The organism is Pseudomonas sp. A (assembly GCF_056270345.1).
The window spans coordinates 5,571,826-5,592,383 of sequence record NZ_CM149873.1 but is presented as its reverse complement, the minus strand read 5'-3'; the positions used below and the strand labels follow the sequence as shown (position 1 = coordinate 5,592,383).

The 20,558-nt window shown below is 64.7% G+C and carries 26 protein-coding genes; 15 read left to right on the top strand and 11 right to left on the bottom strand.

Features of this window, described 5'->3' with window-relative positions; genetic code table 11:
• Positions 1–6 precede the first annotated feature (6 nt).
• Together AC0MAZ_RS24945 and tldD are read left to right on the top strand one after the other, a co-directional pair.
• Positions 7–858 carry a carbon-nitrogen hydrolase family protein gene (locus tag AC0MAZ_RS24945; RefSeq protein ID WP_203650800.1) on the top strand — a complete coding sequence of 284 codons (852 nt, stop codon included), beginning with the start codon at positions 7–9 and terminating at the stop codon, positions 856–858.
• A gap of 2 nt (positions 859–860) precedes the next feature.
• Entirely contained in the window at positions 861–2,300 is a 1,440-nt protein-coding gene (gene tldD, locus AC0MAZ_RS24940; RefSeq protein ID WP_475859553.1) for a metalloprotease TldD, read from the top strand.
• A gap of 152 nt (positions 2,301–2,452) precedes the next feature.
• Here the strand turns inward: tldD and yjgA are convergent, their stop codons facing one another.
• The gene (gene yjgA / locus AC0MAZ_RS24935; protein ID WP_110735683.1) at positions 2,453–2,974 is read right to left on the bottom strand and encodes a ribosome biogenesis factor YjgA; all 522 of its coding nucleotides are present in this window, start codon (positions 2,972–2,974) and stop codon (positions 2,453–2,455) included.
• 109 nt (positions 2,975–3,083) lie between these two features.
• On the opposite strand from yjgA, the gene pmbA reads away from it, so the two are divergent.
• The 6 genes from pmbA (at position 3,084) to AC0MAZ_RS24905 (ending at position 8,425) form a co-directional block, all read left to right on the top strand.
• On the top strand, positions 3,084–4,430 hold the full coding sequence (pmbA, locus tag AC0MAZ_RS24930; protein ID WP_203650813.1) for a metalloprotease PmbA: 1,347 nt from the start codon (positions 3,084–3,086) through the stop codon (positions 4,428–4,430).
• 219 nt (positions 4,431–4,649) lie between these two features.
• On the top strand, positions 4,650–5,051 hold the full coding sequence (locus AC0MAZ_RS24925; protein WP_062572905.1) for a hypothetical protein: 402 nt from the start codon (positions 4,650–4,652) through the stop codon (positions 5,049–5,051).
• Positions 5,044–6,420 (top strand): class II fumarate hydratase, encoded by a 1,377-nt coding sequence (locus AC0MAZ_RS24920; RefSeq protein WP_475859551.1) that lies wholly within the window; start codon positions 5,044–5,046, stop codon positions 6,418–6,420. Before AC0MAZ_RS24925 ends, AC0MAZ_RS24920 begins: the two co-directional genes overlap by 8 nt.
• Before the next feature lie 25 nt (positions 6,421–6,445).
• A complete protein-coding gene (locus AC0MAZ_RS24915; RefSeq protein ID WP_203650815.1) occupies positions 6,446–6,907 on the top strand; it encodes a hypothetical protein in 462 nt (153 codons plus the stop codon).
• Position 6,908: 1 nt separating this feature from the next.
• Entirely contained in the window at positions 6,909–7,526 is a 618-nt protein-coding gene (locus AC0MAZ_RS24910) for a superoxide dismutase (RefSeq protein WP_475859549.1), read from the top strand.
• Between the two features lie 5 nt (positions 7,527–7,531).
• Complete coding sequence (locus tag AC0MAZ_RS24905; RefSeq protein ID WP_232855987.1) at positions 7,532–8,425, top strand: ZIP family metal transporter; 894 nt, start codon at positions 7,532–7,534, stop codon at positions 8,423–8,425.
• Between the two features lie 158 nt (positions 8,426–8,583).
• On the opposite strand, the gene AC0MAZ_RS24900 is transcribed toward AC0MAZ_RS24905, so the two are convergent.
• The 10 genes from AC0MAZ_RS24900 to AC0MAZ_RS24855 form a co-directional block, all read right to left on the bottom strand.
• Complete coding sequence (locus AC0MAZ_RS24900) at positions 8,584–8,856, bottom strand: HPr family phosphocarrier protein (protein WP_203650821.1); 273 nt, start codon at positions 8,854–8,856, stop codon at positions 8,584–8,586.
• Between the two features lie 20 nt (positions 8,857–8,876).
• A complete protein-coding gene (rapZ, locus tag AC0MAZ_RS24895; RefSeq protein ID WP_203650823.1) occupies positions 8,877–9,731 on the bottom strand; it encodes an RNase adapter RapZ in 855 nt (284 codons plus the stop codon).
• 2 nt (positions 9,732–9,733) lie between these two features.
• On the bottom strand, positions 9,734–10,198 hold the full coding sequence (ptsN, locus tag AC0MAZ_RS24890) for a PTS IIA-like nitrogen regulatory protein PtsN (RefSeq protein WP_330105485.1): 465 nt from the start codon (positions 10,196–10,198) through the stop codon (positions 9,734–9,736).
• A gap of 12 nt (positions 10,199–10,210) precedes the next feature.
• Complete coding sequence (hpf, locus tag AC0MAZ_RS24885; RefSeq protein ID WP_011532415.1) at positions 10,211–10,519, bottom strand: ribosome hibernation-promoting factor, HPF/YfiA family; 309 nt, start codon at positions 10,517–10,519, stop codon at positions 10,211–10,213.
• A 78-nt stretch (positions 10,520–10,597) separates the two neighbouring features.
• Positions 10,598–12,097: an RNA polymerase factor sigma-54 gene (locus AC0MAZ_RS24880; protein WP_203650827.1), complete on the bottom strand. Its 1,500-nt coding sequence runs from the start codon at positions 12,095–12,097 to the stop codon at positions 10,598–10,600.
• A 173-nt stretch (positions 12,098–12,270) separates the two neighbouring features.
• Positions 12,271–12,996: an LPS export ABC transporter ATP-binding protein gene (lptB, locus tag AC0MAZ_RS24875; protein ID WP_011532417.1), complete on the bottom strand. Its 726-nt coding sequence runs from the start codon at positions 12,994–12,996 to the stop codon at positions 12,271–12,273.
• Positions 12,997–13,521 carry a lipopolysaccharide transport periplasmic protein LptA gene (gene lptA / locus AC0MAZ_RS24870; RefSeq protein ID WP_203650835.1) on the bottom strand — a complete coding sequence of 175 codons (525 nt, stop codon included), beginning with the start codon at positions 13,519–13,521 and terminating at the stop codon, positions 12,997–12,999.
• Positions 13,508–14,080 (bottom strand): LPS export ABC transporter periplasmic protein LptC, encoded by a 573-nt coding sequence (gene lptC, locus AC0MAZ_RS24865; RefSeq protein ID WP_203650837.1) that lies wholly within the window; start codon positions 14,078–14,080, stop codon positions 13,508–13,510. The genes lptA and lptC overlap by 14 nt, the downstream gene beginning before the upstream one ends.
• Before the next feature lie 8 nt (positions 14,081–14,088).
• The gene (locus AC0MAZ_RS24860) at positions 14,089–14,613 is read right to left on the bottom strand and encodes a KdsC family phosphatase (RefSeq protein WP_203650839.1); all 525 of its coding nucleotides are present in this window, start codon (positions 14,611–14,613) and stop codon (positions 14,089–14,091) included.
• Positions 14,614–15,588, bottom strand: a complete 975-nt coding sequence (locus AC0MAZ_RS24855; RefSeq protein ID WP_203650841.1) for a KpsF/GutQ family sugar-phosphate isomerase — start codon at positions 15,586–15,588, stop codon at positions 14,614–14,616.
• A gap of 244 nt (positions 15,589–15,832) precedes the next feature.
• Here AC0MAZ_RS24855 and AC0MAZ_RS24850 point away from each other — a divergent pair, with 244 nt between their 5' ends.
• The 7 genes from AC0MAZ_RS24850 (at position 15,833) to murA (ending at position 20,530) form a co-directional block, all read left to right on the top strand.
• Positions 15,833–16,642 carry an ATP-binding cassette domain-containing protein gene (locus tag AC0MAZ_RS24850; protein ID WP_028689661.1) on the top strand — a complete coding sequence of 270 codons (810 nt, stop codon included), beginning with the start codon at positions 15,833–15,835 and terminating at the stop codon, positions 16,640–16,642.
• The gene (gene mlaE, locus AC0MAZ_RS24845; RefSeq protein ID WP_110735650.1) at positions 16,642–17,436 is read left to right on the top strand and encodes a lipid asymmetry maintenance ABC transporter permease subunit MlaE; all 795 of its coding nucleotides are present in this window, start codon (positions 16,642–16,644) and stop codon (positions 17,434–17,436) included. Before AC0MAZ_RS24850 ends, mlaE begins: the two co-directional genes overlap by 1 nt.
• Positions 17,436–17,921 carry an outer membrane lipid asymmetry maintenance protein MlaD gene (mlaD, locus tag AC0MAZ_RS24840; RefSeq protein WP_028689663.1) on the top strand — a complete coding sequence of 162 codons (486 nt, stop codon included), beginning with the start codon at positions 17,436–17,438 and terminating at the stop codon, positions 17,919–17,921. Before mlaE ends, mlaD begins: the two co-directional genes overlap by 1 nt.
• A gap of 9 nt (positions 17,922–17,930) precedes the next feature.
• Positions 17,931–18,584: an MlaC/ttg2D family ABC transporter substrate-binding protein gene (locus tag AC0MAZ_RS24835; protein ID WP_234560381.1), complete on the top strand. Its 654-nt coding sequence runs from the start codon at positions 17,931–17,933 to the stop codon at positions 18,582–18,584.
• Positions 18,581–18,883 (top strand): STAS domain-containing protein, encoded by a 303-nt coding sequence (locus tag AC0MAZ_RS24830; RefSeq protein ID WP_203650845.1) that lies wholly within the window; start codon positions 18,581–18,583, stop codon positions 18,881–18,883. Before AC0MAZ_RS24835 ends, AC0MAZ_RS24830 begins: the two co-directional genes overlap by 4 nt.
• A 118-nt stretch (positions 18,884–19,001) precedes the next feature.
• Positions 19,002–19,241, top strand: coding sequence for a BolA family protein (locus AC0MAZ_RS24825; RefSeq protein ID WP_028689666.1), 240 nt, complete (start codon positions 19,002–19,004; stop codon positions 19,239–19,241).
• A 23-nt stretch (positions 19,242–19,264) separates the two neighbouring features.
• Complete coding sequence (gene murA, locus AC0MAZ_RS24820; protein ID WP_475859544.1) at positions 19,265–20,530, top strand: UDP-N-acetylglucosamine 1-carboxyvinyltransferase; 1,266 nt, start codon at positions 19,265–19,267, stop codon at positions 20,528–20,530.
• Positions 20,531–20,558: the final 28 nt, after the last annotated feature.

The window sequence follows — 20,558 nt, the reverse complement described above, 5'->3', positions numbered from 1 at the left end:
GTGGTCATGACGTCAGCTGTGATCCAGATGGTCAGCCAGGACGATGTGCTGGCCAACCTGCAACGTGCCACGGCACTGCTCGAACAGGCCGCCGCCGGTGGCGCGCGCCTGGCGGTGCTGCCGGAGAACTTCGCCGCCATGGGCCGACGCGATGCCGCGGCCATCGGTCGGGCCGAGGCGCTGGGCGAGGGGCCAATCCTGCCCTGGTTGAAACGCACTGCCCGCGACCTCAGGTTATGGATAGTCGCGGGTACCTTGCCGCTGCCGCCGGTCGGCCAGCCGCATGCCAAGGCCCACGCCTGCTCGTTGCTGGTCGATGAGCACGGCGAGATCGCCGCCCGCTACGACAAGCTGCACCTGTTCGATGTGGACGTGGCCGACAACCGTGGCCGCTACCGCGAGTCGGACGACTACGCCCACGGCAGCCAGGTGGTGGTGGCTGACACACCCGTTGGCCGCCTGGGCCTGTCGGTGTGCTACGACCTGCGCTTCCCCGAGCTGTACAGCGCCTTGCGCGCCGCCGGGGCCGAGCTGATCAGCGCGCCGGCGGCGTTCACCGCGGTGACCGGAGCGGCGCATTGGGAAGTACTGATTCGCGCACGGGCCATCGAGACCCAGTGCTATGTATTGGCGGCCGCCCAGGGCGGCGTGCATCCAGGGCCGCGGGAAACCCACGGCCAGGCGGCGATCGTCGACCCCTGGGGGCGGATCGTCGCGCAACAGGCGCGGGGCGAAGCGGTATTGCTCGCCACGCGCGACAGTGAAGAACAGGCGTCCATCCGGGCGCGCATGCCGGTGGTCACGCACCGGCGCTTTTTCTCGCAGGACGCCTTGCGGCCTGCGCACACCTCGGAGTGACTATGAGCGAGATTTTATCCACCGTCAGCGAGCAGCTCCTGGCCCCGGGCGGTCTGACCCTCGACAGTCTGCAGACGGTGCTGGGCGAGCTGGCCGGCCCCGGCATCGATGCCGCCGACCTGTATTTCCAGGGTCAGATCTCGGAAACCTGGGCGCTGGAGGACGGCATCGTCAAAGAGGGCAGCTTCAACCTCGACCAGGGCGTGGGCGTGCGCGCCCAGTCCGGCGAGAAGACCGGCTTCGCCTACAGCAATGCGATCAACCTCGAAGCCCTGACCTCGGCGGCCCGCGCCGCCCGCTCGATTTCCCGCGCCGGGCAGGACGGCAAGGTGCAGGCGTTCCGCAGCCAGGATGTGACCGCCCTGTACGCGTCTGATAACCCCCTGGATGTGCTGAGCCGCGCCGAGAAGGTCGACCTGCTCAAGCGCGTCGATGCCGCCACCCGCGCCCTCGATCCGCGCATCCAGCAGGTCAGCGTAAGCATGGCCGGGGTCTGGGAGCGGATCCTGGTCGCCGCCGCCGATGGCAGCCTGGCCGCTGATGTGCGTCCGCTGGTGCGTTTCAATGTCAGCGTGATCGTCGAGCACAATGGCCGTCGCGAGCGCGGCGGGCAGGGCGGTGGCGGGCGTACCGACTACCGCTTCTTCACCGAGGAGCGGGTGATGGGCTATGCCCGCGAGGCGCTGCGCCAGGCCCTGGTCAACCTCGAGGCGATCCCGGCGCCGGCTGGCACGCTGCCGGTGGTGCTTGGCCCGGGCTGGTCCGGCGTGCTGCTGCACGAGGCAGTCGGTCACGGCCTGGAAGGCGACTTCAACCGCAAGGGCAGTTCGGCGTTCAGTGGGCGTATCGGCGAGCAAGTGGCCTCTAAACTGTGCACCATCGTCGACGACGGTACCCTGGAGGGTCGTCGCGGCTCGCTCAGCATCGACGACGAAGGCACCCCGACCGAATGCACCACGCTGATCGAAAACGGCATCCTCAAGGGCTACATGCAGGACAAGCTCAACGCCCGCCTGATGGGCATGGCGGTGACCGGCAACGGCCGGCGTGAATCCTACGCCCACCTGCCGATGCCGCGCATGACCAACACCTACATGCGCGCCGGCGACAGCGACCCCGAGGAAATCATCCGCTCGGTGAAGAAGGGCATCTACTGCGCCAACCTCGGCGGTGGCCAGGTGGACATCACTAGCGGCAAGTTCGTGTTCTCCACCAGCGAGGCCTACCTGATCGAGGACGGCAAGATCACCGCGCCGGTGAAGGGCGCGACCTTGATCGGCAATGGTCCGGAGGCGATGCGGGGTGTCTCGATGGTCGGCAACGACCTGGCGCTGGACAGCGGCGTGGGCACGTGCGGCAAGGATGGGCAGTCGGTGCCGGTAGGCGTTGGCCAGCCGACGCTGAAGCTGGATGCGATCACTGTGGGCGGTACCGGCGCTTGACGCCGAACCCTGTGGGAGCGGGTTTACCCGCGAAGAAGGCGACGCGGTGTATGGCACCGGCTGCGCCGGTGTTCGCGGGTGAACCCGCTCCCACAGGGGCATCGTTGTGCCAGCCAACCATGCTTACCTGTGAGGGCGAACCGGTTCTGGGTTTAACGCAGACCGCGCTGGACCTCGTCGAGGTCGCGGATGTACTTGAACACTTTACGCGCAGCCGCAGGCGGCTTGTTCCGCGCCTTCTCGTGCTGGGCATGACGGATCAGCGAGCGCAGGTGCTGGCGATCGGTGTCGGGAAACTCGTTGACGAAGCGTTCGAGGTCCTCGTCGTTACCGTCGATCAGGCGGTCGCGCCAGCGCTCGAGGCCGTGGAAGCGCTCGTTGTACTGGCGGCTGGAGCTGTCGATCTGATCGAGCACGGCATGAATGGCGTCCAGGTCCTGGTCGCGCATCAGCTTGCCGACGAACGACATGTGGCGTTTGCGGGCACCGTGTGCAACGTGCTTGCAGGCCTCGGCCAGCGCCTTGCGCAGCTCGTCGGTCAACGGCAGGCGGGCCAGGGTGTCGGCCTTGAGGGTGGTGAGGCGCTCACCGAGCTCGACCAGCGCATGCAGCTCGCGCTTGATCTGGGTTTTGCTTTTTTCGCCATCGAAGGCGTCGTCGTAAGAATCAACCATGGGGGCAGTCCGCAGGAAATCGCCGCCATGATAACCAGTCGGGGGCCGCTTGTCCGGCCCGGTCGTAGAATGACCCAAGCCGTACGCAGAATTTTCAGTGGAGAGAACCATGAGTGCAGTCCAGAGCGTAGGCCCCAAGGACCTGCCGGCGTTGCAGGAACAGGTCGAGGCGATCGTCGCCGAGGCGCGCCGTCAGGGCGCCAGCGCCTGCGAAGTGGCGGTGTCGCTGGAGCAGGGCCTGTCCACCACGGTGCGTCAGCGCGAAGTCGAGACGGTCGAGTTCAACCGCGACCAGGGCTTCGGCATCACCCTCTACGTTGGCCAGCGCAAGGGTTCGGCCAGCACCTCGGCCAGTGGTCCTGAGGCGATCCGCGAGACCGTCGCGGCAGCCCTGGCAATCGCCAAGCACACCTCCGAGGACGCGTGTTCGGGGCTGGCCGATGCCGCCCTGATGGCCCGCGAGATCCCTGACCTTGACCTGTACCACGACTGGGACATCGAGCCGGAGAAGGCCATCGAGATGGCGCTGGCCTGCGAGGCGGCGGCGTTCGACGCCGACAAGCGCATCCTCAACGCCGATGGCACCACCCTCAATACCCACCAGGGCGTGCGGGTCTATGGCAACAGCCACGGCTTCATCGGCGGCTACGCGTCCACCCGGCACAGCCTGAGCTGCGTGATGATCGCCGAGGCCGACGGGCAGATGCAGCGTGACTACTGGTACGACGTCAATCGCCAGGGCAACCTGCTGGCCGACCCGCGCAGCATCGGCCAGCGCGCCGCGCAACGCGCCGCCAGCCGCCTCGGCGCGCGTCCGGTGCCGACCTGCGAGGTGCCGGTACTGTTCTCGGCGGAGCTTGCCGGCGGCCTGTTCGGCAGCTTCCTGTCGGCGATTTCCGGCGGCAACCTGTACCGCAAGTCGTCGTTCCTCGAAGGCACCCTCGGCCAGCGCCTGTTCCCCACCTGGCTGACCCTCGACGAGCGGCCGCACATCCCGCGCGCGCTGGGCAGCGCGGCATTCGACGGCGACGGCCTGGCCACCTACGCCAAGCCGTTCGTCGACAAGGGCGAGCTGGTGTCCTACATCCTCGGCACCTATTCCGGGCGCAAGCTGAGCCTGCCGAGCACCGCCAACGCCGGGGGCGTGCACAACCTGTACGTCAGCCATGGCGTGGAGGACCAGGCGGCACTGATTCGCCGCATGGGCCGCGGCCTGCTGGTAACCGAGCTGATGGGGCATGGCCTGAACATGGTGACCGGTGACTATTCCCGTGGCGCTGCGGGCTTCTGGGTCGAAAACGGCGAGATCCAGTTCCCGGTCCAGGAAGTGACCATCGCCGGCAACATGAAGGACATGTTCCAGCAGATCGTGGCGATCGGCAGCGATATCGAGACCCGCAGCAATATCCACAGTGGCTCGGTGCTGATCGAGCGGATGACGCTGGCTGGCAGCTGATCGGCGCTCTGTCATCAGCAGGGGAGTAGGGGAGCGTGGGAGCGGGCTTGCCCCGCGATATTCTTACCTGCAATCGCGAGGCAAGCTCGCTCCCACGCTGCCCTGCTCATGCCTTGCAAAGGACCCGGCCATCGCGCCGGGTTTCTTTTGCCCATCGTCTAGCTTGAACTGATTCTATTTCTCACATAATAATGAATATCATTATCCAGCAACCCGGCGATGATGTTCATGAAACCCGTCCTCCACGAACTGCCCTACCTGGAAAACTGGCGCTGGCTCAGCCGGCGCATCCGCTGCGCGCTCGAACCCGACGAGCCGCGTCTGATCGAGCATTACCTGGCCGAAGGGCGCTACCTGGTGTGCTGCACCGAAACCTCGCCCTGGACCGTGGCGCTGACCGCCTTCCGCCTGCTGCTGGATACCGCCAACGATCGCATGCTGCCGTGGCATTGGCGCTGCCTGTGCCTGGACCAGGCCTGGCGGCCCTTGCTCGACCTGCGCAACCTTGATCGCCGCGAACAAAACCTGCGCTGGCAGCCCTACGCGATGCAGCTCGCCAACAGCGTGCTGCTGCCGTCGATTTCTCCCGAAGAACTGATGCAAGGACTTGAAGATGAGTGATACCCGTATCGAGCGTGACAGCATGGGCGAACTGCAGGTGCCGGCCCAGGCCCTGTACGGTGCCCAGACCCAGCGCGCGGTCGACAACTTCCCGGTCAGCGGCAAGCCGATGCCGGCCCAGTTCATCCGCGCCCTGTTGCTGGCCAAGGCGGCGGCGGCCAAGGCCAACGTCGAGCTGTCCCAGCTGAGCGCGGGGCAGGGCGAGGCCATCGTCAAGGCGGTCGAGCAACTGCTGGCCGGCGACTTTATCCAGCATTTCCCGGTGGATGTGTTCCAGACCGGTTCCGGCACCAGCTCGAACATGAACGCCAACGAGGTCATCGCCACCCTGGCCAGTCGCGTGCTGGGCGAGCCGGTCAATGCCAACGACCACGTCAACTGTGGCCAGAGCAGCAACGACATCATCCCCACCACCATCCATGTCAGCGCCGCCCTGGCCCTGCACGAGCAGCTGCTGCCGGCCCTGCGCCACCTCACCCAGGTGATCGAGGCCAAGGCGCTCGAAGTACACAAGCATGTGAAGACCGGCCGAACCCACCTGATGGACGCCATGCCGGTGCGCATGAGCCAGGTGCTCGGCGGCTGGGCCGCGCAGGTCAAGGGCGCCCAGGCGCATATCGAAGCCACGCTGCCGAGCCTGCAGGCGCTGGCCCAGGGCGGCACCGCCGTGGGCACCGGCATCAACGCCCATCCGCAGTTCGCCGCAGGCTTTGCCCGCCAGTTGAGCGGCCTGACCCAGGTCGAATTCACTCCTGGCGAGAACCTGTTCGCCCTGATCGGCTCCCAGGACACCGCCGTGGCCTTGTCCGGGCAGCTCAAGACCGCCGCCGTGGCGCTGATGAAGATCGCCAACGACCTGCGCTGGATGAACTCGGGCCCGCTCGCCGGCCTCGGTGAAATCGAGCTGCAGGGCCTGCAGCCGGGCTCATCGATCATGCCGGGCAAAGTCAATCCGGTGATCCCGGAAGCCACCGCCATGGTCGCCGCCCAGGTGATCGGCAACGATGCCACCATCGCCGTGGCCGGGCAGTCGGGCAACTTCGAGCTCAACGTGATGCTGCCGGTGATTGCCCGCAACCTGCTGGAAAGCATCGAGCTGATGGCCAACGTCAGCCGCCTGCTGGCCGACAAGGCCATCGCCAGCTTCAAGGTCAACGAAACCAAGCTCAAGGAAGCGCTGTCGCGCAACCCGATCCTGGTTACCGCGTTGAACCCGATCATCGGCTACCTCAAGGCCGCCGAGATCGCCAAGACCGCCTACAAAGAGGGCCGCCCGATCATCGACGTGGCGCTGGAGCACTCCGACCTGTCGCGTGATCAGCTCGAGGCGCTGCTGGATCCGGAAAAACTCACCGCCGGCGGCATCTGAGCCCGGGCCGCCCAGGAGACACGTCATGCAGCACTGGAAACGCACCACGCAAGACGCCAACCGCCTGTTCGAGCAGGGCGAGTTGGTCGATGCCCGGGAACACTACCTGCAAGCCCTGGCCCTGGCCCAGGTGCTGTTTGAGCGCTGGCATGACGTCGACGAGGCGGTGGCCGCACTGGTCATCGCCCATCACAACCTGGCCGATCTGCACTTGCGCCTGAACCAGCCGCACGAAAGCGCCGACTACCTGTGCGCGGCACACCAGCGGCTGCTCCAGGCCAGCCAGGATCAGCGCCTGCCCCAGGCCCTGCGCGACGCCGCGTTGCGCCACAGCGGGCGCACCTACACCGAGTTGCTGAGTTTCATCGCCGAATACGGCCAATACCCGCGTACCGAGCGCCTGCTCAGCCGACAGGCCCCGGTGGCCAGCGAGCTGGTCGCGCATACGGATATCACTGATCGCACACCTGCCTACGGAATCCACTGACATGCCGCATACCTTGCCTGCGTTGCCCTATGCCTACGATGCGCTGGAACCGCACATCGACACCCAGACCATGGAGATCCACCACAGTAAGCATCACCAGACCTACATCAACAACCTCAACGGCGCCATCGAGGGCACCGAGTGGGCCGAATGGCCGGTGGAACAACTGGTGGGCGCGGTCAAGCAACTGCCCGAGAAGCTCCAGGGCGCGGTGATCAACCAGGGCGGTGGGCATGCCAACCACACCCTGTTCTGGACCGTCATGTCGCCCAAGGGCGGCGGCCAGCCGGCAGGGCAGGTGGCCAGGGCCATCGACGCGCAGCTTGGCGGCTTCGAGGCGTTCAAGGAGGCCTTTACCAAGGCCGCGCTGACCCGCTTCGGCAGCGGCTGGGCCTGGTTGAGCGTCACCCCGCAGAACACTCTGGTAGTTGAGAGCAGCGGCAACCAGGACAGCCCGCTGATGCACGGCAACACGCCGATCCTCGGTCTGGACGTGTGGGAGCACGCCTACTACCTGAAGTACCAGAACCGTCGTCCGGAATACATTGGCGCCTTCTACAACGTGGTCGACTGGGCCGAAGTGGAACGTCGCTACCTTGAAGCCCTGAAACGAGTCTGACCGGTATGCGCTCCGAGGTGATGTCTGTCAGCAGTGTGCGCCTGTTCCGCCTGGCGCTTGGGACCTTGCTGTTGCTGGTCGGCACCGCGTTGCTGGTGGCGCGGGGCATCGCCTGGCTGGACCTGGAACCGCGCATGTTGCGTGCCCTTGAGGGCGGCGCATTGTGCGCGCTGGGGACGGCGTTGGGCGCGGTACCGGTATTGGTGATCCGCAACATGCCGGTGGCCGTGGCCGACACCTTGCTCGGCTTCGGCGCCGGGGTGATGCTGGCGGCCACCGCGTTCTCGCTGATCATTCCCGGGCTGGATGCGGCCCAATCCATCGGCTTCAGCCCATGGGGCGCCGGTGGGGTGATCAGCAGCGGCCTGCTGTTCGGCGCGTTGTGCCTGTTCCTGGTCGATCTCAAGGTCTCCGGCGCTTCGCCAGAGGCCCTGGTCGGCAGCGATCAGCAACCGGTGATCGCTGCACGGATCTGGTTGTTTGTCATCGCCATCATTGCCCACAACATTCCCGAAGGCATGGCCATCGGCGTGTCCGCCGGCGGTGGCATGCCCGATGCCGACAGTCTGGCCATGGGCATCGCGCTGCAGGATGTGCCGGAGGGCCTGGTGATCGCCCTGGTGCTGGCTGGGGCGGGCATGTCGCGGTTCAAGGCGTTCCTGATCGGCGCGGCGTCCGGGCTGGTCGAGCCACTGGCCGCGGTGATCTGCGCCTGGCTGGTGAACATCGCCGAACTGCTGCTGCCGCTGGGCCTGGCCTGCGCGGCGGGGGCAATGCTGCTGGTGGTGACCCAGGAGATCATTCCCGAATCGCGCAGCAACGGGCATCACCGCCTGGCGAGCCTGGGGCTGTGTGTCGGGTTCTGCCTGATGATGGTGATGGACACGGCGCTGTCCTGAGCCCGGCACGGTCCCTGTAGGAGCGGCCTTGTGCCGCGAAAGGGCTGCATGGCAGCCCCTGGTTTTCAGCAACATTGCTGCATTGCCGGGGCTGCTACGCAGCCCTTTCGCGGCACAAGGCCGCTCCTACACGAAGCGTGCGCAGTCGCTAGCGGCGCTTACTCGCCTTCGTCGAAGAAATTGTTGATCAACGCGACCAGTGCATCCATGGCCTCACCGTCCTGCTCGCCCTCGGTGTGCAGGTGCACCGGCGTGCCCTTGCCCGCGGCGAGCATCATCACCGCCATGATGCTCTTGCCGTCCACCAGCTTGTCCGGCGCGCGACCGACCCGTACCTGGCAAGGGAAGCGACCGGCCACGCCGACGAACTTGGCGGCCGCCCGCGCATGCAGGCCCAGCTTGTTGATGATGGTGATTTCGCGGGCGGGCATCGTGGGGCGGATCCTGTGGGCTATAGGTCGCGGTGGCGGACCTGGACGTTTTTCAGGGATTGCTGGAGCAGTTGGCCAAGCCGTTCAGTGATGTACACCGAGCGGTGGTGGCCGCCGGTACAGCCGATGGCGATGGTGACATAGGCGCGGTTGCTGGCGGCGAAGCGCGGCAGCCACTTGAGCAGGTAACCGGAGATGTCCTGGAACATTTCCTCGACGTCCGGCTGGGCGGCCAGGTAATCGATCACCGGCTGTTCGAGGCCGGAATGCTCGCGAAGTTCCGGCTTCCAGTATGGATTGGGCAGGCAGCGCACATCGAACACCACATCGGCGTCCACCGGCATGCCGCGCTTGAAGCCGAACGACTCGACCAGGAACGCGGTGCCTGGCTCGGGCTGGTTGAGCAGGCGCAGCTTGATCGAATCGCGCAGCTGGTAGAGGTTCAGATTGGTGGTGTCGATCTTCAGGTCGGCGAGGTCGGCGATCGGCCCGAGCAGCTCGCTTTCCACGCGGATCGCCTCGGCCAGCGAGCGGCTGTCGTTGGTCAGCGGATGGCGGCGGCGGGTTTCCGAGAAGCGCTTGAGCAGGGTGTCTTCGTCGGCGTCCAGGTACAGCACGTCGCACTGGATATGCCGCGAACGTGCCTCATCCAGCAGTTCGGGGAAGCGCGACAGGTGGCTGGGGAGGTTGCGCGCATCGATGGATACCGCGACCTTCGGTTGCAGCAACTCGGTGTTGATCAGCGCGTTTTCCGCCAACTGCGGCAACAACCCGGCAGGCAGGTTGTCGATGCAGTAGTAGCCGTTGTCTTCCAGCACGTCTAGGGCGGTACTCTTGCCGGAGCCGGAGCGGCCGCTGACGATGATCAGGCGCATGTTCAGTGCTCGTTCTGTACGTCCAGGACGACCTGGTAAAGGGTCTCGCTGCTGTCGGCGGCACGCAGGCGATCGCGGACCTCCTTGCGATCGAGCATGCTTGCGATCTGGCGCAGCAGTTCAAGGTGGGCATCGGTGGCGGCTTCCGGGACCAGCAGGACGAACAGCAGGTCGACCGGGGCGCCATCGATGGCATCGTAATCGATGGGGGCATCCAGGTGCAGCAGGGCGCTCACTGGCGCGGTGCAGCCCACAAGCCGGCAGTGGGGAATGGCGATGCCATTGCCAAAACCGGTGGAGCCCAGCTTTTCCCGAGCGATGAGCTTGTCGAAGACGTCTTGCATCTCCAGCTCGGGTACTTGCTCGGCGATCAGGTTGGCGACCTTTTCCAGGGCGCGCTTTTTACTGCCGCCCGGCACGTTCACGAGGGAACGGCCGGGGGTCAGGATGGTTTCAAGTCGGATCATGGATGAGGGGGATCAGCGGGCGGCTGCGCCTTGCAGCAGGCTTTGCTGTTTTTCCTTGTGTTTTTTCAGTTGGCGATCAAGTTTGTCTGCCAGGGCGTCGATCGCCGCATACATGTCTTGATGTTCGGCGTTGGCGACGACTTCGCCACCGGGAATCTGGAGTGTGGCTTCCACCTTCTGCTGCAGCTTCTCGACCTTCATGATCACCGTCGCATTGGTGATCTTGTCGAAATGACCCTCCACGCGGGCGAGCTTTTCGAGCACGTAATCGCGCAGTGGTTGGGTGACTTCTACATGCTGTCCACTGATGTTGACTTGCATACAGCTTCTCCTTTGTTGCCCGTGCATAAAGAGGCAGGTATTGCACCTGCCACTGAAACGCTGTGGCACATCCCGGGGCTACATCAGTCGCTTGCGCTCGCTCGACGGGGCGATGCCCAACGATTCGCGGTACTTGGCGACGGTGCGACGGGCTACCTGGATGCCTTGTGCCTCCAGTAAACCAGCGATCTTGCTGTCACTCAATGGCTTTTTCTGATTTTCCGCCGCCACCAGTTTCTTGATGATCGCGCGGATCGCCGTGGACGAGCATTCGCCGCCTTCGGCGGTGCTCACGTGGCTGGAGAAAAAGTATTTCAGTTCGTAGATGCCGCGCGGGGTGTGCATGTATTTTTGCGTGGTCACCCGGGAAATGGTCGACTCGTGCATGCCCACCGCCTCGGCGATATCGTGCAGCACCAGCGGCTTCATGGCCTCGTCGCCGTGGTCGAGGAAGCCGCGCTGGTGCTCGACGATCTGCGTCGCCACCTTCATCAGCGTCTCGTTGCGGCTCTGCAGGCTCTTGATGAACCAGCGCGCTTCCTGCAACTGGTTGCGCATGAAGGTGTTGTCGGCGCTGGTGTCGGCGCGGCGGACGAAGCCGGCGTACTGCGGGTTGACCCGCAGGCGCGGTACCGCTTCCTGGTTGAGCTCGACCAGCCAGCGCTCGCTGTCCTTGCGCACGATGACGTCAGGCACGACGTACTCGGGCTCGCTGGACTCGATCTGCGAGCCGGGGCGCGGGTTGAGGGTCTGCACCAGTTCGATGACCTGGCGCAGTTCGTCTTCCTTGAGCTTCATGCGGCGCATCAGCTGGCTGTAGTCGCGGCTGCCGAGCAGATCGATGAAGTCGGTGACCAAGCGCTGGGCCTCACTCATCCACGGTGTCGAGGCCGGCAGCTGGCGCAGTTGCAGCAGCAGGCATTCGCCCAGGGAACGGGCGCCAATGCCGGCAGGTTCGAACTGCTGGATGCGGTGCAGCACCGCCTCGACCTCGTCCAGCTCGATGTCGAGCTCCGGATCGAAGCCTGCGCAGATCTCCTCGAGGGTGTCTTCCAGGTAGCCCTGGCTGTTGATGCTGTCGATCAGGGTAACGGCGATCAGGCGGTCGGTGTCGGACATCGGCGCCAGGTTGAGCTGCCACAGCAGGTGGCTCTGCAGACTCTCGCCGACCGAGGTGCGGGTGGTGAAGTCCCACTCGTCGTCATCGTTGCTCGGCAGGCTGCTGGCGCTGGTCTGGTAGATGTCTTCCCAGGCGGTGTCGACCGGCAGTTCGTTGGGGATGCGCTCGGCCCATTCGCCGTCTTCGAGGTTTTCCGCGGTGCTGCTGGTACTGGTTTCCTGGAAACTGTTGTCCTGGACTTCGGCGGTCGGCTTGTTCTCGGCGTTGTCCGCCATCGGATCGCTGTTGTCGAAGTCCTCGCCGTCTTCCTGACGTTCGAGCATCGGATTGGACTCCAGCGCTTCCTGGATTTCCTGCTGGAGGTCCAGGGTGGAGAGCTGAAGCAGACGGATGGCCTGTTGCAACTGCGGGGTCATCGTCAGTTGCTGGCCCATTTTTAGGACGAGCGATGGTTTCATGGCTGGGGCTTGATACCTTGTTGCCGGCGCGCATGCGCCATCCACTACACGGAGGGCGCCTGGGCGCCGATTTTAAGCAAGTTGTATGCCTGAAATTGCAGCGTTTGCCTAGAGCACTGTAACAACTTAAGCCTCGAACAGGCGCTTGCGCCAGTGCTCCGGGCAGGCCGGGGTCAGAGTCGGAACTCGTGCCCCAGGTACACTTCCTTGACCAGCTGGTTGGCCAGGATGGTCTCGGCGTCGCCTTCGGCGATCAGCTGGCCATCGTTGACGATGTAGGCGGTCTCGCAGATGTCCAGGGTCTCGCGAACGTTGTGGTCGGTGATCAGTACGCCGATGCCCTTGTTCTTGAGGTGGTGGATGATCTGCTTGATGTCGCCCACGGAGATCGGGTCGACACCGGCAAAGGGTTCGTCCAGCAGGATGAACTTGGGCGCGGTGGCCAGGGCGCGGGCGATCTCGACGCGGCGGCGTTCACCGCCGGAGAGGCTCATGCCGAGGTTGTCGCGGATGTGGCTGATGTGGAATTCCTGCAGCAGGCTTTCCAGCTCCTTGCGCCGGCCGTCGCGGTCGAGGTCCTTGCGGGTCTCGAGGATGGCCATGATGTTGTCGGCCACCGACAGCTTGCGGAAGATCGAGGCTTCCTGCGGCAGGTAGCCGATACCGGCCTGGGCGCGGCCGTGCATGGGCTGGTGGCTGACGTCGAGGCTGTCGATCAGCACGCGACCCTGGTCGGCCTGGACCAGGCCGACGATCATGTAGAAACAGGTGGTCTTGCCGGCGCCGTTGGGGCCGAGCAGGCCGACGATCTGGCCGCTGTCGATGGACAGGCTGACGTCGCGAACGACCTGCCTGCCCTTGTAGCTCTTGGCCAGGTGCTGGGCTTTGAGGGTTGCCATTTACTCGGCCTTTTTCTTCGGTTGAATGACCATGTCGATGCGCTGACGTGGTGCAGTCACGTTGCCACCGCGACCGGCGGTAGCCACCTGGGTCTTGGTGTTGTAGACGATCTTCTCGCCTTCGGTGGTGTTGCCTTCGTTCTCGACCTTGGCGCGGTCGGTAAGGATCACCGTGTCTTTCTGCGCCTGGTATTGGATGGTCACGGCCCAGCCTTTCATCTTGTCGGGCTTGGCGGCGCTCTGCTGCTGCTCGAAGTAGGCCAGGTTGCCCACCGAGGTGACCACGTCGATGTCGCCGGAGGCGGAGCGGGTCATGGTCACGGTGTTGCCTTTGATCATCATCGAACCTTGGGTGATGATCACGTCGCCGGTGTAGGTGGCAACGCCCTGCTTGTCGTCCAGGTGGGCGTTGTCCGCCTGGATGCGGATCGGCTGGTCACGGTCGTTCGGCAGGGCGAAGGCGCTCGCGCTTCCCAGTGCTACGCCCAGGCTGAGCAGAAGGGGGATGGTTTTAACGAGCCTCATACTGTCCTCTTACGTTAGAGAGCAGGTCCATCCTGCCTTCTTTCAAATACGCTTTCATTCCTTTGCCCGTAGTCGTGCCACCGGCGCCGTCGATTCTAACGGCTTGCTCGGTCTGCGCATATTGCTTCTGCGGGAACACGGTCATGCGTGTGCTGGTGATGATGGTTTCACGTTGCTTGTCGTCGGTGCGCGCCACGCGCACATCGTCGATCAGTTCGACCTCGGTGCCGTCCGGGTTGACCTCGGCGCGCTTGCTCTGCACGTGCCAGGGGTACTCGGTGCCGCGGTACATGTGCAGGTCGGGCGTGGTTACCAGGGTGACCTCGCTGGCCTTGAGGTGCTCGACCTTGGCGGCGGTCATCTCGTACTGCAGCTTGCCGTCGGGCAAGAACTGCAGGCTGTGGGCGTTGATCGCGTAGTAGTCGATGGCACTCTGGTCGACCTGAGCCTGCGGCTGGTCGAGGAAGGTCTCCGGGCTGATGTTCCAATAGCCTACCGCAACCAGCACGGCGGCGATCCCGCCTAGCAGCGCGACATTTCTGATCTTCTTGCTGAGCATGGGCAGCCTTACAGGTAATGGGCGTTGGCAGCGTCCAGGGTGCCCTGGGCCTGCATGATCAGTTCGCAGAACTCGCGGGCGGCGCCTTCGCCGCCGCGAGCCAGGGTGACGCCGTGGGCGTGCTGGCGAACGAATGCCGCGGCGTTGTGCACCGCCATGCCCAGGCCCACGCGGCGGATCACCGGCAGGTCGGGCAGGTCGTCGCCGAGGTAGGCGACCTGTTCATAGCTTAGATTGAGTTCGGCGAGCAGGCCGTCGAGCACCACCAGTTTGTCCTCGCGGCCCTGGAACAGGTGCGGGATGCCGAGGTTCTTCGCCCGGCGCTCGACCACCGGGGTCTTGCGCCCGCTGATGATCGCGGTGGTCACGCCCGCGGCCATGAGCATCTTGATGCCGTGGCCGTCGAGGGTGTTGAAGGTCTTGAACTCGCTGCCGTCCTCGAGGAAATACAGGCGGCCGTCGGTGAGCACGCCGTCGACGTCGAACACCGCCAGCTTGATGGCCTTGGCGCGTTGCATCAGGTCCTGGTTCATTTACATCACTCCGGCGCGCAGCAGGTCGTGCATGTTCAGGGCGCCGGTCGGGCGGTCTTCCTGATCGACCACCACCAGCGCGCTGATCTTGTGGTCTTCCATGATCTTCAGTGCCTCGGCGGCGAGCATCTCGGCGCGGGCGGTCTTGCCGTGCACGGTCATGACCTCGTCGATGAGGGTCTTGTGCACGTCGATGTTGCGGTCCAGGCTGCGGCGCAGGTCGCCGTCGGTGAATACGCCGGCAAGCTTGCCGTCGTCACCCAGGACCACGGTCATGCCCAGACCTTTGCGAGACATTTCAAGCAGCGCGTCCTTGAGCAGGGTGCCGCTCTTGACCACCGGGAGTTCTTCGCCGGCATGCATGACGTTCTCGACCTTCAGCAACAGGCGGCGGCCCAGTGCGCCACCGGGGTGGGAGAAGGCGAAATCCTCGGCGGTGAAGCCGCGGGCCTCCAGCAGGGCGATGGCCAGGGCGTCGCCCAGCGCCAGCGCCGCAGTGGTGGAGGAGGTCGGCGCCAGGTTGAGCGGACAGGCTTCCTGGGCGACGCTGGCGTCGAGGTTGACCTCGGCGGCCTGGGCCAGGGGCGAGTCGGGGTTGCCGGTCAGGCTGATCAGCTGGATGCCCAGGCGCTTGATCAGTGGCAGCAGGGTGACGATCTCGGCGGTGCTGCCGGAGTTGGACAGGGCAAGAATGACATCGTCCCGGGTGATCATGCCCATGTCGCCATGGCTGGCTTCGGCCGGGTGCACGAAGAACGCCGGAGTGCCGGTGCTGGCCAGGGTGGCGGCGATCTTGTTGCCGATGTGCCCCGACTTGCCCATGCCCACCACCACGACCCGTCCCTTGCTGGCCAGGATCAGTTCGCAGGCCTTGACGAAGTCACCGTCGATGCGGGCCAGCAGGGCTTCCACGGCCTCGAGTTCGAGGCGCAGGGTGCGCTGGGCGGATTGGATCAGCTCGCTGGATTGGGTCATGTCGAAACGCAATGCCTGATGAAAAGGCGGCGATTATAGCCGCAATGTGTGAAAGGCTCATCCTTCGAATGTCATATGGATGCCGCGCCAGCCTGTCTGTGCCCTGAACGAGTGCGGGGACGCCCTTGGGGCGGGCCTATCAGCGGTGCTATAGTTCGCCGCTATTCGGCCCGCCGGGGACCTGTGTGCCTTCAAGATGAAGGCAGGCGTCCACATGACGAGGCTGCACTAGCAAGGAGTCTAGATGAGTGTGGATAGCGCCTACGCGGTCGAGTTGAAGGGCGTCACCTTCAAGCGCGGTTCGCGCAGCATTTTCAGCAACGTGGACATACGCATTCCCCGCGGCAAGGTCACCGGCATCATGGGGCCTTCGGGGTGCGGCAAGACCACCTTGCTGCGCCTGATGGGCGCGCAGTTGCGCCCGTCCGGTGGCGAGGTCTGGGTCAACGGGCAGAACCTGCCCGCGTTGTCGCGCAGCGACCTGTTCGACGCGCGCAAGCAGATGGGCGTGCTGTTCCAGAGCGGCGCGCTGTTCACCGACCTGGATGTGTTCGAGAACGTGGCCTTCCCGCTGCGGGTGCATACGCAGCTGTCGGACGAGATGATCCGTGACATCGTGCTGATGAAGCTGCAGGCCGTGGGCCTGCGCGGCGCCATCGACCTGATGCCCGACGAGCTGTCCGGCGGCATGAAGCGTCGCGTGGCGCTGGCCCGGGCGATCGCCCTCGACCCGCAGATCCTCATGTACGATGAACCGTTCGTCGGCCAGGACCCGATCGCCATGGGCGTGCTGGTGCGCCTGATCCGCCTGCTCAACGATGCCCTGGGCATCACCAGCATCGTGGTGTCCCACGATCTCGCGGAAACCGCGAGCATCGCCGACTACATCTATGTGGTCGGCGACGGCCAGGTGCTGGGGCAGGGCACGCCGGACGAACTGATGGGCTCGGACAATCCGCGCATCCGCCAGTTCATGAAAGGCGACCCGGACGGCCCGGTACCCTTCCACTTCCCTGCGCCTGACTACCGCGCCGATCTGCTGGGGACGCGTTGATGCGCAGAAAATCCTTACTCGAACGTATCCGTCTGTTCGGCCGTTCGGCCATCGATGTGCTGGCCGTGCTGGGACGCTCGTGCCTGTTCCTCGGCCATTCGCTGGGCGGGCGCAGCGGCATCGGTGGCTTCCAGCTGCTGGTCAAGCAACTGTATTCGGTGGGCGTGCTGTCGCTGGCGATCATCGTCGTGTCCGGCGTGTTCATCGGCATGGTGCTAGCCCTGCAGGGCTACAGCATCCTCGCCAGGTACGGCTCGGAGCAGGCCGTGGGGCAGATGGTCGCCCTGACCCTGCTGCGCGAGCTGGGGCCGGTGGTCACCGGTTTGCTGTTCGCCGGCCGCGCGGGCTCCGCGCTGACCGCCGAGATCGGCAACATGAAGTCCACCGAGCAACTGTCGAGCCTGGAGATGATCGGCGTCGACCCGCTCAAGTACATCGTCGCCCCGCGCCTGTGGGCCGGCTTCATCTCGCTGCCGCTACTGGCGCTGATTTTCAGCGTGGTCGGCATCTGGGGCGGCTCGTGGGTCGCCGTGGACTGGCTGGGCGTCTATGAGGGTTCGTTCTGGGCCAACATGCAGAACAGCGTTTCGTTCAGCGACGACGTGATCAACGGGCTGATCAAGAGCCTGGTGTTCGCCTTCGTCGTCACCTGGATCGCCGTATTCCAGGGGTACGACTGTGAGCCCACTTCAGAAGGGATCAGCCGTGCCACCACCAAGACCGTGGTCTATGCCTCGTTGGCAGTCCTGGGTCTGGACTTTATTCTGACCGCCTTGATGTTTGGAGATTTCTGATGCAAAACCGCACCCTGGAAATCGGTGTCGGCCTGTTCCTCCTGGCCGGGATCCTGGCGCTGCTGCTGCTGGCCCTGCGTGTCAGCGGGCTGTCGGCCAGCCCGAGCAGCGACACGTACAAAGTTTATGCGTACTTCGACAATATCGCCGGTTTGACGGTCAGAGCTAAAGTGACCATGGCCGGTGTGACCATCGGCAAGGTCACGGCCATCGATCTGGACCGCGATTCCTACACCGGTCGGGTCACGCTGCAGCTGGACAAGCATGTCGACAACCTGCCGACCGACTCCACTGCCTCGATCCTGACCGCCGGCCTCCTGGGCGAGAAGTACATCGGCATCAGCGTGGGCGGCGAGGACGCGGTACTCAAGGACGGCAGCACCATCCACGACACCCAGTCGGCGCTGGTGCTGGAAGACCTGATCGGCAAGTTCCTGCTCAACTCGGTGGGCAAGGAACCGAAAGAAGCGCAACCGGCTAATTAAGGAGTTTCCATGATTTCGATCCTGCGACGTGGCCTGCTGGTTCTGCTGGCGGCCTTCCCCCTGCTGGCCCTGGCGGCGCCGGGGCAATCCGCCCGTGATGTGATCCAGGGCACCACCACGCAGCTGCTCAGCGACCTGAAGGCCAACAAGGAGCAGTACAAGGCCAACCCCGAGGCGTTCTACAACGCGCTCAACAGCAATCTCGGCCCGGTGGTCGATGCCGACGGCATCTCCAAGAGCATCATGACCGTCAAGTACTCGCGCAAGGCGACGCCCGAGCAGATGCAGCGCTTCCAGGAGAACTTCAAGCGCAGCCTGATGCAGTTCTACGGCAACGCCCTGCTGGAGTACAACAACCAGGGCATCACCGTAGACCCGGCCAAGGCCGAGGACGGCGACCGCACCAGCGTCGGCATGAAGATCACCGGCACCAACGGCGCGGTCTATCCGGTGCAGTACACCATGCAGAAGCTCGATGGCGAGTGGAAGGTGCGTAACGTCATCGTCAATGGCATCAACATCGGCAAGCTGTTCCGCGACCAGTTCCAGGACGCCATGCAGCGCAACGGCAACAACCTGGACAAGACCATCGACGGCTGGGCTGGCGAAGTGGCCAAGGCCAAGGCGACCGCCGATACTTCGCCGGATAAGGAAGTCAAATGAGCGACGCCGCCGTGAGCATGGCCGAGCCGGGCGTCCTCGCCCTGGCCGGCGTGCTGGACTACCGCAGCGGTCCGGCCCTGCGCAAGCAGGGCAAGGCGTTGGTCGCGGCGTGCCGCGAGCAGCGCCTGGTGCTCGACTGCACCGCGGTGGTGAAGTCGAGCAGTGTCGGCCTGTCGTTGTTGCTGGGCTTCATGCGCGATGCCCAGGCGGCCGGCAAGACCTGGGAACTGCGCGGTATCCCCGAGGATATGCGGGAAATTGCCGGGGTCTATGACCTCGATGAAGTGTTGGCAGGCTGATGCCCTGCCGTTCGGGAAAGGCCCCTCGGTCAGCGCGCCTTGTCATGGGCTTCGCAGGCGAGGGGCTTTTTTGTATGATGGCCGACCCGCGCGCGTTGGGCGCCGATCGAGGTTGAGCATGCAGGCCGTAGAAGTCAAAAGCTTTCTGGAAGAGAAATTGCCGGGAACCCGGGTCGAAGTTGAAGGCGAAGGCTGCAACTTCCAGTTGAACGTGATCAGCGACGAGCTGGCCGGCCAGAGCCCGGTCAAGCGTCAGCAGGCGATCTATGCTCACCTCAATCCGTGGATCGCCAACGGCAGCATTCACGCGGTAACCATGAAATTCTTCAGCAGCGCAGCCTGGGCTGAGCGCACCTGAGCCAACTTGGCGGCGAGATACGTATGGACAAACTGATTATTACTGGCGGCGCGTGCCTCGACGGCGAGATCCGCATTTCCGGCGCGAAGAACTCGGCGCTGCCGATTCTCTCGGCCACCCTGCTGTGCGATGGTCCGGTCACGGTCGGCAACCTGCCGCACCTGCACGACATCACCACCATGATCGAGCTGTTCGGTCGCATGGGCATCGAGCCTGTGATCGACGAGAAGCTCTCGGTGGAAATCGATCCGCGCACCATCAAGACCCTGGTCGCCCCCTACGAGCTGGTCAAGACCATGCGCGCCTCGATCCTGGTGCTCGGCCCAATGGTCGCCCGTTTCGGTGAGGCCGAAGTGGCCCTGCCGGGCGGTTGTGCCATCGGTTCGCGTCCAGTCGACCTGCACATCCGCGGCCTGGAGGCCATGGGTGCAAAAATCGACGTCGAAGGCGGCTACATCAAGGCCAAGGCGCCCGAAGGCGGCCTGCGCGGCGCGCACTTCTTCTTTGATACCGTCAGCGTGACCGGTACCGAGAACATCATGATGGCCGCCGCCCTGGCCAAGGGCCGCAGCGTGCTGCAGAACGCCGCCCGCGAGCCGGAGGTGGTCGACCTGGCCAACTTCCTGATCGCCATGGGCGCGAAGATCCAGGGCGCCGGCACCGACACCATCACCATCGATGGCGTCGAGCGTCTGCAGCCGACCACCTATCGCGTCATGCCCGACCGTATCGAGACCGGCACCTACCTGGTCGCCGCTGCCGTGACCGGTGGCCGCGTCAAGGTCAAGGACACCGATCCGACCATCCTCGAAGCCGTCCTCGAGAAGCTCAAGGAAGCCGGCGCCGACATCACCACCGGTGAAGACTGGATCGAGCTGGACATGCACGGCAAGCGTCCGAAGGCCGTGAACCTGCGTACCGCCCCGTACCCGGCGTTCCCGACCGACATGCAGGCGCAGTTCATCTCGCTCAACGCCATCGCCGAAGGCACGGGCGCAGTGATCGAGACCATCTTCGAAAACCGCTTCATGCACGTCTACGAGATGCACCGCATGGGCGCACAGATCCAGGTCGAGGGCAACACCGCCATCGTCACTGGCGTCAAGGCGCTCAAAGGTGCTCCGGTAATGGCCACCGACCTGCGCGCTTCCGCCAGCCTGGTTCTGTCGGCGCTGGTCGCCGAAGGCGATACCCTGATCGATCGCATCTACCACATTGACCGTGGCTACGAGTGCATCGAGGAAAAACTGCAGATGCTGGGCGCGAAGATCCGTCGCGTACCGGGCTAGCAGTCATCACGGCGCAGGGACGCGCCAG